General features: G+C 63.3%; 14 protein-coding genes and 1 riboswitch. Of the genes, 12 read left to right on the top strand and 2 right to left on the bottom strand.

The window, feature by feature from the left end; translation table 11 throughout:
• Positions 1-329: 329 nt before the first annotated feature.
• Both I6E42_RS08615 and I6E42_RS08610 read left to right on the top strand, forming a co-directional pair.
• On the top strand, positions 330-1,838 hold the full coding sequence (locus tag I6E42_RS08615; RefSeq protein WP_235371512.1) for a YifB family Mg chelatase-like AAA ATPase: 1,509 nt from the start codon (positions 330-332) through the stop codon (positions 1,836-1,838).
• A gap of 98 nt (positions 1,839-1,936) precedes the next feature.
• Positions 1,937-2,506 (top strand): uracil-DNA glycosylase, encoded by a 570-nt coding sequence (locus I6E42_RS08610; protein ID WP_235371575.1) that lies wholly within the window; start codon positions 1,937-1,939, stop codon positions 2,504-2,506.
• Positions 2,507-2,558: 52 nt separating this feature from the next.
• Here I6E42_RS08610 and I6E42_RS08605 read toward each other — a convergent pair whose 3' ends face one another.
• Positions 2,559-3,413, bottom strand: coding sequence for an aminotransferase class IV (locus I6E42_RS08605; RefSeq protein ID WP_235371511.1), 855 nt, complete (start codon positions 3,411-3,413; stop codon positions 2,559-2,561).
• 48 nt (positions 3,414-3,461) lie between these two features.
• Positions 3,462-3,998, bottom strand: coding sequence for a phosphatase PAP2 family protein (locus I6E42_RS08600; RefSeq protein ID WP_235371510.1), 537 nt, complete (start codon positions 3,996-3,998; stop codon positions 3,462-3,464).
• A 242-nt stretch (positions 3,999-4,240) separates the two neighbouring features.
• Between I6E42_RS08600 and I6E42_RS08595 the strand changes: the two genes are divergently transcribed.
• The 10 genes from I6E42_RS08595 to I6E42_RS08550 all read left to right on the top strand — a co-directional run.
• The gene (locus I6E42_RS08595) at positions 4,241-5,332 is read left to right on the top strand and encodes a glycosyltransferase family protein (protein WP_235371509.1); all 1,092 of its coding nucleotides are present in this window, start codon (positions 4,241-4,243) and stop codon (positions 5,330-5,332) included.
• A gap of 314 nt (positions 5,333-5,646) precedes the next feature.
• Positions 5,647-6,138: a 5-(carboxyamino)imidazole ribonucleotide mutase gene (gene purE / locus I6E42_RS08590; protein ID WP_235371508.1), complete on the top strand. Its 492-nt coding sequence runs from the start codon at positions 5,647-5,649 to the stop codon at positions 6,136-6,138.
• A gap of 72 nt (positions 6,139-6,210) precedes the next feature.
• Positions 6,211-6,921, top strand: a complete 711-nt coding sequence (gene purC, locus I6E42_RS08585) for a phosphoribosylaminoimidazolesuccinocarboxamide synthase (RefSeq protein WP_235371507.1) — start codon at positions 6,211-6,213, stop codon at positions 6,919-6,921.
• 71 nt (positions 6,922-6,992) lie between these two features.
• A complete protein-coding gene (locus I6E42_RS08580; RefSeq protein ID WP_235371506.1) occupies positions 6,993-8,414 on the top strand; it encodes an amidophosphoribosyltransferase in 1,422 nt (473 codons plus the stop codon).
• Positions 8,415-8,490: 76 nt separating this feature from the next.
• Positions 8,491-9,534 carry a phosphoribosylformylglycinamidine cyclo-ligase gene (gene purM / locus I6E42_RS08575; RefSeq protein ID WP_235371505.1) on the top strand — a complete coding sequence of 348 codons (1,044 nt, stop codon included), beginning with the start codon at positions 8,491-8,493 and terminating at the stop codon, positions 9,532-9,534.
• Between the two features lie 34 nt (positions 9,535-9,568).
• Entirely contained in the window at positions 9,569-10,195 is a 627-nt protein-coding gene (gene purN / locus I6E42_RS08570; protein ID WP_235371504.1) for a phosphoribosylglycinamide formyltransferase, read from the top strand.
• Positions 10,196-10,237: 42 nt separating this feature from the next.
• A riboswitch (ZMP/ZTP riboswitch) is annotated at positions 10,238-10,317 on the top strand.
• Between the two features lie 47 nt (positions 10,318-10,364).
• Complete coding sequence (locus I6E42_RS08565; protein ID WP_235371503.1) at positions 10,365-11,072, top strand: IMP cyclohydrolase; 708 nt, start codon at positions 10,365-10,367, stop codon at positions 11,070-11,072.
• A gap of 719 nt (positions 11,073-11,791) precedes the next feature.
• Entirely contained in the window at positions 11,792-12,964 is a 1,173-nt protein-coding gene (locus tag I6E42_RS08560; RefSeq protein WP_235371502.1) for a phosphoribosylaminoimidazolecarboxamide formyltransferase, read from the top strand.
• Between the two features lie 21 nt (positions 12,965-12,985).
• Positions 12,986-14,242, top strand: coding sequence for a phosphoribosylamine--glycine ligase (gene purD, locus I6E42_RS08555; protein WP_235371574.1), 1,257 nt, complete (start codon positions 12,986-12,988; stop codon positions 14,240-14,242).
• A partial coding sequence (locus I6E42_RS08550; RefSeq protein ID WP_235371501.1) for an HAD family hydrolase occupies positions 14,239-14,812 on the top strand: 574 nt, incomplete at its 3' end. The genes purD and I6E42_RS08550, both read left to right, overlap by 4 nt.

Below are 14,812 nucleotides of genomic sequence, written 5' to 3'. Positions count from 1 at the left end.
ACAAAAGCACCTCGCCCGGGGGGCGAAACATCCCATCTCCCGTCCCGCCCGCAAGCGAAGTGTTCCAGTGCGCAAATTTTTCCCAGTATTTTGTCTACCCAGAAAAGGCAAGGGCAAAGCCCTTGCCCTACATAACATAGGTTTTAGGTGCCTTAGGGCGATAAACCAAAATTTACCGTTTGTAACCCTTATTTCTCAAAATTCAGCTTTCTCAAAAACCCGAGAGATGCCCGGTTGCAATCTCTGGCCAAAAGGGCTAAAATAGGAACATATTTCCCCATCTGCCGCAGGTGGGGAGGACCATCTCATTCTGCCCGGGAGGTTTCAACATGGTATGTTCTGTCCGCTCGCTGGGGCTGCATGGCGTGTCCGGCTACCTGGTGTCCGCAGAGTGCGACCTGTCCGGCGGTCTGCCCGCCTTCACAGTTGTGGGTCTGCCTGACGCCGCCGTCAACGAGGCCCGGGAGCGGGTACGCGCCGCCATCAAGAACTGTGGGTTTACCTTCCCGGTCAGCCGTATCACCGTCAATCTGGCCCCCGCCCACCTGAAGAAGGTGGGCACCCTCTACGACCTGCCCATGCTGGTAGGCATTCTGGCCGCCGGAGGCCAGCTGAAGCTGCGGGAGCAGAGTTGCGCCTTTCTGGGGGAACTGTCCCTGTCCGGCGCCCTGCGGCCCTGCGCCGGGATGCTGCCCATGGCGCTGGCTGCCAAGCGGGAGGGGATAGAAGCCATCTATGTCCCCGAGGACAACGCCGCCGAGGCCACCCTGGCGGAGGGTCCCACTGTCTACCCCGTCCGCGACGTGGCCCAGCTGGTCCGCCACTTGTCCGGGGAGGAGCCCATCCTTCCCGCCGCCCCCTGGCGTCCCGGGTCTGACGCCGTCCAGGGTCCCGACTTTGACCAGGTGAAGGGCCAGGAGCAGGTGAAGCGGGCCCTGGAGATCGCCGCCGCCGGCGGCCACAACATCCTCATGTCCGGCCCGCCGGGGTCTGGCAAGTCCATGCTGGCCCGCCGCCTGCCCGGCATTCTCCCCCGCATGAGCCACCGGGAGGCCCTGGAGGCCACCGAGATCCACTCCGTCATGGGGCTCACCACCTCGGAACACCCCCTCATCGACGCGCGTCCCTTCCGGTCCCCCCACCACACCGTCTCCCCCATGGGGATGGCGGGGGGCGGCTCCAACCCCCGGCCGGGAGAGATCTCCCTGGCCCACAACGGGGTGCTGTTTCTGGACGAGCTGCCCGAGTTCCCCAAGGAGGTGCTGGAGGTGCTGCGCCAACCCCTGGAGGACGGACAGGTCCAGATCTCCCGGGCCTCGGGCACCGTCACCTACCCCAGCCGGTTCATGCTGGTATGCGCCATGAACCCCTGCAAGTGCGGCTGGTACGGCCACCCCTCGGGCCGGTGCCGCTGTACGGAAAGTGAGGTAAAGAAGTATCTCTCCCGGCTGTCCGGTCCCCTGCTGGACCGCATCGACATCTTTGTGGAGGTGGCAGCCCTGGAGTTTGAGGAGCTGTCCCAGCAGGAGCGCTCCGAGCCCTCCGCCATGGTCCGGGAACGGGTCAACGAGGCCCGGGACCTCCAGCGCCGCCGCCAGACCGCCCCCTGCAACGCCCGGCTGGAACGGGACGAACTGGACCGGTTCTGCGCGCTGGATGAGAGCTGCCAGCGGCTGATGAAGGGTGCCTTTGAGCGGATGGGCCTCACCGCCCGGAGCTACGACCGCATCCTGCGGGTGGCCAGGACCATCGCCGATCTGGAGGGCAGCGGGACCATTCAGGTCCCCCACCTGGCCGAGGCCCTCCAGTACCGCCCGCCGGAATATTTGAGGCGGTAGTCCCGCCTTTCCTCCCCGCAATGGCCGGGGCAGGAAAACTCCGGCGGCCTGTTTGATACCGGTCACCGGCCGTAAGAAAGGATGAAACACGGATGGCGATGTTAAATTGGGAGGCGCTGGAGCGGACCTGCATGGCCTGCCAGAAGTGCGCCTTGGCTGACACCCGGCACAACGTGGTCTTCGGCGTGGGCCCCCGGGACGCCGAGGTCATGTGCATCGGCGAGGGCCCCGGTGAAAACGAGGACCTCCAGGGCGAGCCCTTCGTGGGCCGGGGCGGCAAGCTGCTGGACGACATGCTGGAGCTCATCGACCTGGACCGGAAGAAAAACGTGTACATCGCCAACATTGTCAAGTGCCGTCCGCCCCAGAACCGGGACCCCCTGAACACAGAGCAGGACGCCTGCATCGGCTACCTTCGGAATCAGGTGGCTCTGCTCCGGCCCAAGATCATCGTCTGCCTGGGGCGCATCGCCGCCACCCGTCTGATCCGGGAGGATTTCAAGATCACCAAGGAACACGGCCAGTGGTTTACCAAGGCCGGGGTCCAGATGACCGCCCTGTACCACCCCGCCGCCATCCTCCGGGACCCCAGCAAACGCCCCGACACCTTCCAGGACCTGAAAAGCCTCCAGGCCAAGATCCGTGAGGTATGCACCCACACCTATTGAGACAGCGCAGCCCCCGGCGTTTCCAAAACGCCGGGGGCTGTTTTCATTCTTTTTACTTGGCAGGCTGCGTCTCCCGCTGGAACTTCTCCCAGTAGGCGTCCTGGAGCAGCTTCAGCCGCTGGGGATCCTTACCGCCCACGGGGATACCGTCGATGGACTCCACCCGCATACACAGGGCGCTGGAACTGGTGACGATGGCCTCGTCGGCGTTCATCAGCTCCACCATGGAGAAGGGCCGCTCGTCGGTGGGGATGCCGTGCTCCTTGGCCAGGGCCAGCAGGTGCTTCCGGGTGATGCCGGGAAGGATCAGCTCGTCGGTGGGGGCGGTGCGCAGCACGCCGTCCTTCAGGATGGAGATGTTGCTGTGGGCGCACTCGGTGACCCGGCTGCCCCGGTGGAGCACCGCCTCGTCACAGCCGTGCTCCACCGCCCGCTGGTTGGCCAGCACGCTGGGGATCAGGTTCAGGGTCTTGATGTTGCATAGCTTGAACCGGATGTCCTCCATGGAGATGAGCTTATAGGGCTTGTCCATGGACTTCATGGTGTGGGGCTTCACATAGATCATCAGGCTGGGATGTACGTCCGCCGGGGGGAAGGGGTGGTTCCGGGGACAGACGCCCCGGGTGACCTGCCAGTACAGGAACTGGACAGGGGTCTCCTCCGCCGCGTCGATGACCTTCTGCAGCTCCGCCTTGACCTGCTCCCGCTCCATGGTGAAGGGGATCTCCAGCAGCCGCAGGCTGTTGTACATCCGGTCCAGGTGGTCGTCCAGGGCGAAGGGCACCCGGTTGGCCACGCAGGTGGCCTCATAGATGCCGTCGCCGAAGTACAGAGCCCGGTCCCCCATGGGGACGGTCATCTCCGCCAGGGGACCGATGGTCCCGTTATAATATCCTACTTCCTTCATTTCCATTCTCCTCTTTCTCTTTATCTGTATTTTTCCGCGCCGCCTTCTCTACCGGCGCAGCAGATAAACATGCCATACGGACCAGGCGCAGGCGTAACCCACCAGCGCTCCGGCCACCACGTCCGAGGGATAGTGGACCCCCACATACAGCCGGGACAGGCCCATCAGAAAGGCCATGGTCAACGTCAGGGCCTTGGTCCCCACCCAGCTTTCCGGCAGGGCCCGCCAGAAGATCACGGCCGCGGCAAAGGCGGCGCAGGTGTGGCCCGAGGGGAAGGAATTGGGGTCCGGCTCTTGGATGAGGGGGACCAGTCCCGCCACGTCCAGCCAGGGCCGGGGCCGGGCCACCAGGGGCTTCAGGATCATGTTGGTGCACACCAGGCCCAGCGCCATGGCGCACAGGGCCAGGACCCCCGCCCGGCGGGTGGGCTGGTAGCACAGCATGGCCAGGGACAGCAGGATCCAGATCATCCCCGCGTTGCCCGTACAGGTATAGGCCTCCACCAGAGGATCCAGAAAATCGCTGTGTACCGCCTGTAGGGCCAGCAAAATCCCCTCGTCAACACTCTGCAGGGCACCTAACATATTTTTCACCTCCCGCTCCTTGACCAGGTCTTCCCCGTCACTTATAATGGACACAGTGTATGTTCTGAGTATGGGGCGGTCACCGCAGGCATGTTCCCCGGACCGTCCAACCGCTCCATTTAGATTCAGGTTTCATTATAGCCGCATTTGTCCTGTTGCGCAAGGTACATTTCCCCGATTTCACCTGAACCTCACAAATCCCGAACCAATTCATTACTTTTGATTTTAGGAGGCTTCCCAACGTGCGGCAGATCCTATGCCTGTCCAACAAGCCCTGGAGCTCCACGCCCGGCCGGACCCAACAGCTGATCTCCCGGCTGAAGGACACCCAGGTGCTGTATTTTTCCCCCGCCGCGGGACCGATGGACCGGTCCTTCCGGGAAAAGGGCCGCAAGGTCCGCCCCAATGTGACGGCCTACACCCTGCCCCCCCTCCTTCTGCCCATGGAGGAGCGGTACGGGGGGCTCTTCCGCCTGGGCCAGCGCAAGCTGGGCCGTTTTATCGCGGAGCAGGCCGCCCGGCACCGGTTCCGCTCCCCCCTTCTTTGGACCTCCAGTCCGGAACACATCCACCTGCTGGACCAGCTGGACTACAGCGGTCTGGTCTATGACTGCGACCGGGAATGGGAGGACCTGCCCCCCATCTGGGAGGGCAGTTTGGCCAACGCCGCCGACGTGGTCTTCGTGGCCTCCCCCCTGCTGGGGGAGCGGCTGTCCCCCTGCAGTCCCAACATCGCCCTGCTGCCCAACGGAGTCAACTTCCCCCTGTTCTCCGGAGAGACCGCCTCCCTCCGCTCCGACCCCCTGCCCCAGGCTTCCGGCCCCGTGCTGGGCTGGGCGGGCACCATACGTGAGGACGTGGACCTGTCCCCCCTCCTCTATGCCGCCCGGGAGTGCCCCCATTGGACCTTCCTGCTTCTGGGCCGCCGGGAGGGCAACCGCCTGCTCCCCCGTCTGGAGCGGCAGCCTAATGTGGTGCTGGCCGGGCCCTGCTCCCTGGACCAGGTGCCCGATTGGCTCTACCGCTGCGACGTGCTGCTGAACTTTCTCCGGGACGACCGGCAGGACGACGGAGTGGTGCCCACCCGGGTCTATGAATACCTGTCCACCGGAAAGCCGGTGGTATCCATGCTCTGGCCCGACCAGGTGGAGCGGTTCCCCGACGTGATCTACGGGGCCCACGACCAGCAGGAGTTCGTCACCCTGTGCCGCCACGCCCTGGAGGAGGCTCCGGGGTTCGTCTCCCAGCGCCGGCGGGACTATGGCGCCCAGGCCGCCTGGCCCAACCGCGCCCGGGAGGTCAGCCGGATTCTGAGCACTGCGGGACTGCTTTGACCTCTCTTCCCGCCGGGTATGCCCCGGGCTGACAACTTTACCCGCCCTTTTTTCCCTTTCCTTGTACAAGCTCACGAAAATGTTATCACCTCTTGCAAAATCTGCCTTTTTTCGATAGAATAAAATCCGAGATGTTGGGCGCAACGCCTTGATTCCAATGGGGGAGGTTCCTGTCATGATCTGCTCTCGTCTGTTTTGTCCCATGCAGCAGTTCGGACATGGCCCCAGCACGCCCAAAATCCACCGATAAAACCTGACCAGGCTATCTGTATGCGCAGATAGCCTGAACTTTTTTGATAGGAAGGAGCTATCACATGAAGAAAGTCGCCATTATCATGGGTTCTGATTCCGACTGGCCGGTGGTCAAGGGCGCCTGCGCCCAGCTGAAGGAATTCGGCATCCCCTATGAGGCCCATATCCTCAGCGCCCACCGCACCCCCGCCGCCGCCGCGGAATTTGCCAAAAATGCCCGGAAGAACGGCTTCGGCGTCCTCATCTGCGCCGCCGGTATGGCCGCCCACCTGGCCGGCGCCTTCGCCGGCAACTCCACCCTGCCCGTCATCGGCATTCCCATGAAGGGCGGCGCCATGGACGGTCTGGACGCCCTGCTGGCCACTGTCCAGATGCCCAGCGGCATCCCCGTGGCCACCGTGGCCATTAACGGCGCCAAAAACGCCGCCGTCCTGGCCGCTCAGATCCTGGCCGTCTCCGACGACCAGCTGGCCGCCAAGCTGGACGCGGCCCGGGAGAAGATGGCCGCCCAGATCGCCGAGAAGGAGGCCAAGCTCCAGGCTGAGTTGGCGTAACTCCTGTCCATCCGCTGTCAAATGGTTTGATCTCACATATAAAATTTCTTGAAAAAGGAAGGAACGTCTATCATGAAGAAAGTTGAGCAGCTTTACGAGGGCAAGGCCAAGAAGGTCTATTCCACCGAGGACCCCAACATCGTCATCGTCTCCTACAAGGACGACGCCACCGCCTTTGATGGCCTGAAGAAGGGCACCATCACCGGCAAGGGCGCCATCAACAACCAGATGAGCAACTTCCTGATGCAGCAGCTGGAGAAGGCGGGCGTCCCCACCCACTATGTGGAGGAGCTGAGCGAGCGGGAGACCGCCGTGAAGAAGGTGTCCATCGTCCCCCTGGAGGTCATCGTCCGCAACATCTCCGCCGGCCACTTCGCCAGCAACTACGGCGTCAAGGAGGGCATCGTCTTTGAGGAGCCCACCATCGAGTTCTCCTACAAGAACGACGACCTCCACGACCCTCTGATCAACGAGTATCACGCCGTGGCCCTGAAGCTGGCCACCTGGGACGAGATCGCCCTCATCAAGAAGTACGCCTTCCAGGTCAACGACTTTTTGAAGAAGACCCTGCTGGAGTGCGGCGTCACCCTGGTGGACTTCAAGCTGGAGTTCGGCAAGACCGCCGACGGCACCATCGTCCTGGCCGACGAGATCTCCCCCGACACCTGCCGCTTCTGGGACTCCAAGACCGGCGAGAAGCTGGACAAGGACCGTTTCCGCCGCGACCTGGGCAACGTGGAGGGCGCTTACCAGGAGATGAGCCGCCGTCTGATGGGCAAGTAATCCGGCTTTATTTTCCCAGGCCAACGGCGGCCTGATTCTACCGATTCTATATCAGTTCGAGGAGGAACTCCATGGGAGGCTTTTTTGGCGCCGTATCCAAGCGGGACGTGTCCCTGGATATTTTCTTCGGAGTGGACTACCACTCCCATCTGGGCACCCGCCGGGGCGGCATGATCGTCTACGATGAAACGGACGGCTTTCAGCGCCAGATCCACAACATCGAAAACACCCCCTTCCGCACCAAATTTGAAAAGGACCTGGCCGACTTCCACGGCCACTGCGGCTTCGGCTGCATCAGCGATACCGACCCCCAGCCCCTGCTGGTCCGGTCCCACCTGGGTCTGTACGCCATCTCCACCGTGGGCATCATCAACAACGCGGAAAAGCTGGTGGAGACCTACTTCTCCGACCACGGCCACCAGTTCATGGCCATGAGCTCCGGCAAGGTCAACGCCACCGAGCTCATCGCCGCCCTCATCAACCAGAAGGAGGACCTGGTGTCCGGCATCCTCCATGCCCAGGAGCTCATCGACGGCTCCGCCACCATCCTGATTCTCACCCCCGAGGGCATCATCGCCGCCCGGGACAAGCTGGGCCGCCTCCCCGTCCTCATCGGACGCAACGAGGAGGGTTGCTGCGTCTCCTTCGAGTCCTTCGCTTACCACAAGCTGGGCTATGAGGACGCCTACGAGCTGGGCCCCCGGGAGATCGTAAAGCTCACCGCCGACGGCTACGAGACCCTGTCCCCCGCCGGGAAGGACATGAAGATCTGCGCCTTCCTGTGGACCTACTACGGCTACCCCAACTCCAATTACGAGGGTGTCAACGTGGAGGTCATGCGGTATAAGAACGGCGAGATCATGGCCCGCGCCGACAAGGAGCGGGGGCTGGCCCAGGACGTGGACTTCGTGGCCGGCGTCCCCGACTCCGGCCTGCCCCACGCCATCGGCTATGCCAACGCCAGCCATATCCCCTTCGCCCGCCCCTTCGTCAAGTACACCCCCACCTGGCCCCGTTCCTTCATGCCCACCAACCAGAAGGTCCGCAACCAGGTGGCCAAGATGAAGCAGATCCCCGTTCCTGAGCTGATTCAGGGCAAGAAGCTGCTCTTTGTGGACGACTCCATCGTCCGGGGCACCCAGCTGCGGGAGACGGTGGAATTTCTCTACGAGTCCGGGGCCAAGGAGGTCCACATGCGCTCCGCCTGCCCCCCCATCATGTACGGCTGCAAATACCTGAACTTCTCCAGCAGCAACTCCGAGATGGAGCTGCTGGCCCGCCGCACCGTCCAGGAGCTGGAGGGCGACGAGGGCCAGAAGCACTTGGATGAGTATGCCGACGCCAAGACCGAGCGGGGCCAGTGCATGCTCAAGACCATCTGCGAGAAGTTCGGCTTCGACTCCCTGGGCTACCAGTCCCTGGAAGGCTTGCTGGAGGCCATCGGAATCGACAAGGACAAGGTGTGCACCTACTGCTGGAGCGGCAAAGAGTAAGACTTTCTCCTTGCATTTCGCGGGCCGGGGATGTGTCCCCGCCCACCCCTCTATTCATTATCTGGAGGTTTTAGTGATGAAGAACTCCCATTCCGAGTCCTACGCCGCCGCCGGCGTGGACGTGACCGCCGGGTACGAAGCGGTCAAGCGCATCAAGCCCATGGTGGAGTCCACCTATATCCCCGGGGTCATGGGCACCCTGGGCGGCTTTGGCGGCATGTTCGCCCCCGATGTGGCCGGCATGAAGAAGCCCGTGCTGGTGTCTGGCACCGACGGCGTGGGCACCAAGCTGCGCCTAGCCCAGCTCATGAACAAGCATGACACCATCGGCATCGACTGCGTGGCCATGTGCGTCAACGACATCATCTGCGGCGGCGCCGCCCCCCTGTTTTTCCTGGATTACATCGCCTGCGGCAAGAACGATCCCGTCCACATCGCCGAGATCGTCTCCGGCATCACCGAGGGCTGCCGCCAGTCCGAATGCGCCCTGGTGGGCGGCGAGACCGCCGAGCACCCCGGCCTCATGGCGGACGACGACTACGACGTGGCCGGCTTCTCCGTGGGCATCGTGGACGAGGAGAAGATCATCGACGGCAAGCGTCTCTCTGAGGGCGACGTCCTCATCGGCCTGGCCTCCACCGGTGTCCACTCCAACGGCTTCTCCCTGGTCCGGAAGGTTTTTGACGTGGAGCACGCCGATCTGACCTCCCCTGTGGCGGAGCTGGACGGCAAGAGCCTGGGCGAGACCCTGCTGACTCCCACCCGGATCTATGTGAAGGCCGTCAAGGCCCTGCTGAAAGACGGTGTGGACATCCACGCCATCAGCCACATCACCGGCGGCGGCTTCTACGAGAACGTGCCCCGCATGATGACCGAGGGCCTCACCGCCCAGATCCAGCTGGACTCCTTCCCCCGCCTGCCCATCTTCGGCCTGATCCAGAAGCAGGGCAACATCCCCGAGCGGGACATGTACAACACCTTCAACATGGGCATCGGCATGATCCTGGCCCTTCCCGCCGCCCAGGCCCAGCAGGCCCTGGCTGTCCTGAAGGAGGCCGGCGAGACCGCCTACCAGATCGGCTCCGTGGTCAAGGGCGACGACGGCGTCACCCTGGCGTAAGCCCGCTCCCACACCAAATTCGGAGGATGTACCTATGACCAAAAATATCGCGGTCCTGGTCTCCGGCGGCGGGACCAACCTCCAGGCTCTGATCGACGCGCAGGACCGGGGCGAGATCATAGGCGGCCAGATCACCGCCGTCATCTCCTCCGCCTCCGATGCCTACGCCCTGGAGCGGGCCCAAAAGGCCGGCATCCCTGGCTATGTGCTGGCCCGGGCCGACTACCCCAGTACCCAGGCCATGACTCAGGCCCTGGTGGAAAAGCTGCGCCAGCTGGACATTCAGCTGGTGGTGATGGCGGGCTTCATGACCATCGTCACCGGAGAGCTGTTCCAGGCCTATGAAAACGCGGTCCTCAACATCCACCCCTCCCTCATCCCCTCCTTCTGCGGCAAGGGCTGCTACGGCCTCCATGTCCATGAGAAGGCCCTGGCCTACGGGGTGAAGCTGTCCGGCGCCACCGTCCACTTTGTCACCGAGGAATGCGACGCCGGCCCCATCGTCCTGCAAAAAGCGGTGGAGGTGCTGCCTGACGACACCCCCGAGGTGCTCCAGCGGCGCATCATGGAGCAGTGCGAGTGGAAGATCCTGCCCCAGGCCGTCTCCCTGTTCTGCCAGGACCGGCTGAAGGTGGAGGGTCGGACCGTCCGCGTACTCTGATTTCGGACTCACCCACCGGGCGCACCCAAATCTCACAATGGAATCAAGCGGCACAACTGACGGAAGTGGAATGGACCACAGGGAGCGCCGCCTCTGAACTGCCGACCGTCTGGGCGCACCGTGCTCTGCATTGGTGCGCTCTTTTTACTTGATTTGAGGAGGATCTTTTATGAAAACACTCGATCTGAACCAGCTGCTGCGCGACCACCCCTATCCCGGCCGGGGCATTGTTCTGGGCCGTTCCGCTGATGACAAAAAGGCGGTCATCGCCTATTTCATCATGGGCCGCAGCGAAAACAGCCGCAACCGGGTCTTTGAGACTACCGGGGACGGTATCCGCACCAAAGCCTACGACGAGAGCAAGATGACCGACCCCTCCCTCATTATTTACCACCCCGTCCGCATCGTGGGGGACGACACCGTGGTCACCAACGGGGACCAGACGGACACCATCCGGGACGGCCTGCTGGCGGGTCAGGTCTTCGCCCAGCCTCTCCGCACCCGGGAGTTTGAGCCCGACGGCCCCAACTACACCCCCCGGATCTCCGGCCTGCTCCACAAGGACGGCAGCTTCGCCCTGTCCATCCTGAAGTCCGACGACGGCGACCCCTCCTGCTGCTGCCGGTACTTCTTCGGCTACGACCATCCCAAGGCCGGCGAAGGCCGCTTTATCCACACCTATCAGGAGAACCGGGACCCCCTGCCCTCCTTCGAGGGAGAGCCCCGGAAGGTGGCCATCACCGCGCCTGACGCCAAGACGCTGGCCAATGCACTGTGGGCCAGCCTGAACGAGGACAACAAGGTATCCCTGTTCGTCCAATACATGGATCTGTCCACTGGAGAACGGGATACCGTTATCATCAACAAACACGGATAAATTTTCGTTTATCGGTGAAATGGATTTTTAATTTCGCCTGCGGGCGGGACGGGAGATAGGGATGTTTCGCCCTCGGGCGAGGTACTTTTGTAGAGATACAAAAGTACCCAAAAAATCTCCGGGGCTTCGGCCCCGGCCCCCAAGGGGCGTCCTACAAAAAAGCCTTCCTTGCGTCCGGCGCTCATTTCCTGGTTTTGCTGCCCCTCTTTCCGGGCCTTCGGCCCTGAGCGGAGTGAATTTGAATACAGGCAACCGCTGAATATCGGCACCTGAGTTTCCGAATTGTGCGGCGTGATTCTTGGCCGCGCTGCCCCGCCCCGTTGTGCAAAACTTAATTCAGTGGCACGTCCCACCGGGCGGCCCCGGCGGGCCACAGGAGTAAGACGCATCAAGAACAGGTTTTCCCCGTGTCGAGGCGGGCTGTATTGCTGATCCCCCGCAAAACCTCCGAATTTTGCGAAGCAAAAAGGCGGTGTGGGGCAAATCAAATTTTGCGGCTTGGGTTCAACGCAGGGCCGCTGGGCTCCCGTAGTGGGGTCCGGGGGTAAGGCCCTTGGCGGCGGAGGGCGCAGCCCGAGGCCGGCCTGGCCGTCCCCCGGCCATCTTTTGGTTACTTTTGGATGGCTCCAAAAGTCACTCGCCACCGCAGCGGCGAAATCTCCTAACCCTATAAACGAAAATTTATGCCTCCCGTTTTATCTTTAGAAAGGATGTGTCTTATGACCGAACTGGAACTGAAATACGGCTGCAACCCTAACCAGAAGCCCGCCCGCATCTTCATGGAGCAGGGCGAGCTGCCCCTGGCCGTACTCAACGGCCGTCCGGGTTATATCAACTTTATGGACGCCCTCAACTCCTGGCAGCTGGTGAAGGCCCTGAAAAAGGCCACCGGCCTGCCCGCCGCCGCCTCCTTCAAGCACGTCTCCCCCGCCGGGGCGGCCCTGGGCCTGCCCCTGTCCGACGTGGAGCGGCAGATCTACCTGGCCCCCGAAGGGGACCTGTCCCCCATCGCCTGCGCCTATGTCCGGGCCCGGGGGGCCGACCGGCTGTGCTCCTTCGGCGACTGGGCGGCCCTGTCCGACGTCTGTGACGCCGACACCGCCCGGGTTCTGGCGGAGGAGGTGTCCGATGGCGTCATCGCTCCCGGCTACACCGACGAGGCCCTGGCCATTCTGAAGACCAAGCGCAAGGGCGGCTACAACGTCATCCAGATCGACCCCAACTACACCCCCGCCCCCATCGAGCGCCGGAACATCTTCGGCATCACCTTTGAGCAGGGCTACAACGACCTGGCCATCACCGAGGACATGCTGACCAACATCGTCACCGAAAACAAGACGTTGTCCCAGCAGGCCAAAAACGATATGATGCTGGCCCTCATTACCCTGAAATACACCCAGTCCAACTCCGTCTGCTACGTGAAGAACGGTCAGACCATCGGCGTGGGCGCCGGCCAGCAGAGCCGCATCCACTGCACCCGCCTGGCCGGCGACAAGGCGGACATCTGGTGGCTGCGGCAGCACCCCAAGGTGCTGGGCCTGCAGTTCGTGGACGGCATCCGCCGCCCCAACCGGGACAACGCCATCGACCTGTACATCTCCGAGGAGCACGACGACGTGCTGGCCGAAGGGGTGTGGCAGACCACCTTCAAGGTCAAGCCCGACGTCCTGACCCAGGAGGAAAAGAAGGCCTGGATCGCCCAACTCTCCGGCGTCACCGTGGGGTCCGACGCGTTCTTCCCCTTCGGCGACAATGTGGAGCGGGCCCGCAAGTCCGGCGTGGACTACATCGTCCAGCCCGGCGGCTCCATCCGGGACGACCTGGTCATCGAGACCGCCAACAAGTACAACATGGTCATGGCCTTTACAGGCATCAGACTGTTCCATCATTGATTAGAATAAGAGGTGCGAATGATGAAAGTATTAGTGGTAGGCGGCGGCGGCCGCGAGCATGCCATCTGCTGGAAACTGGCCCAGAGCCCCAAGGTAACGGAACTGTACTGCGCCCCCGGCAACGCGGGCATCGCCCAGGTGGCCACCTGCGTCCCCGTCAAGGCCACCGACGTGGAGAACATGGTCAAGTGGGCCAAGGAGAACGCCATGGACTTTGTCATGGTGGCCCCCGACGATCCCCTGGCCCTGGGCATGGTGGACGCTCTGGAGGCCGCCGGCATCCCCGCCTTCGGTCCCCGGGCCAACGCCGCCATCATCGAGGCCAGCAAGGCCTTCTCCAAGTCCCTGATGAAAAAATACCACATCCCCACCGCCAAGTATGAGACCTTCACCGAGCTGGACAAGGCCCTGGCCTACATCCAGGAGCAGGGCGCTCCCATCGTGGTCAAGGCCGACGGTCTGGCCCTGGGCAAGGGCGTGGTGGTGGCCCAGACGGTGGAGGAGGCCCAGCAGGCTGTCCGGGAGATGATGGAGGACCACAAGTTCGGCGCCTCCGGCTCCACCGTGGTCATTGAGGAGTGCATGGTCGGCCCCGAGGTCACCGTGCTGGCCTTCTGCGACGGGGAGCACCTGGTCCCCATGCTGTCCAGCCAGGACCACAAACGGGCCTACGACGGCAACCAGGGTCCCAACACCGGCGGCATGGGCGCCTTCTGCCCCTCCCCCAAATACACCCCGGAGATCGCCCAGCGGTGCACCCGGGAGATCTTCCTGCCCACCGTGGAAGCTCTGAAGGCCGAGGGCCGGCCCTTCAAGGGTGTCATCTACTTCGGCCTGATGCTCACCCAGGACGGCCCCAAGGTGGTGGAGTACAACGCCCGCTTCGGCGACCCCGAGACCCAGCCCATCCTGTCCATGCTGGACACCGACCTGATGGATATTTTCCAGGCCTGTGTGGACGGCACCCTGGACCAGGTGGACATCAAATGGAAGCAGGGCGCCGCCTGCTGCATCGTGCTGGCCTCCGGCGGCTATCCCGTGGCCTACGAGAAGGGCTACCCCATCTCCGGTCTGGAGGAGGCAGGGAAGCAGGCCGTGGTCTTCCACGCCGGTACCGCCCGGAACGAGGCGGGTGAGATCGTCACCGCCGGCGGACGGGTGCTGGGTGTCACCGCTGTGGGCTCCAACCTGGAGGATGCCATCGCCAAGGCCTACGCCGCCTGCAAGCCTATCACCTGGCAGGACATGCACTTCCGTACCGACATCGGCAAGGTATGATCGGGCCGGTATTTGACGGCGTGGTCTTCGACGCCGACGGAGTTCTTTTCGACACCGAAAACCTGGGCCGCCGTGCCTGGCGGGAGATCGGCGCTGAAATGGGCTGTCCCCAGCCCGCAGAGCACTACCTCCACTTTGTGGGCCGGAGCCGGGCGGATATTTTATCCGAGATGACCCGGATGTTCGGGGCAGATTTCCCGGGAGAGGCTTTTTTGACCAACGGCTCCCGCCGTGCCATGGAGCACATGGAACAGGAGGGCGTCCCCCTCAAGCCGGGCGTTCATGAGGTTCTGTCCTTTTTGCGGGAGCGCCGTGTTCCGGTGGCCCTGGCCACCTCCACCTACCGGGACCGCACCCAGTACCGCATGGGGCGCACCGGGCTGGGGCAATATTTCCAGACCATGACCACCGGCGACCAGGTGGTCCACAGCAAGCCTGACCCGGAGATCTACACCCTGGCCTGCCGCTCTCTGGGCGTCGACCCCGCCCGCGCCGTCGCCGTGGAGGACAGCCGCAACGGCATCCTGTCCGCCCGTGGAGCCGGGATGCAGGTGATCATGGTCCCCGACC

This window comes from Pseudoflavonifractor phocaeensis, assembly GCF_021531815.1.
GTDB classification, from domain to species: Bacteria; Bacillota; Clostridia; order Oscillospirales; family Oscillospiraceae; genus Lawsonibacter; species Lawsonibacter phocaeensis_A.
Note: the sequence above shows the minus strand (reverse complement) of the source record. Positions and strands in the feature narration are given on the sequence as shown.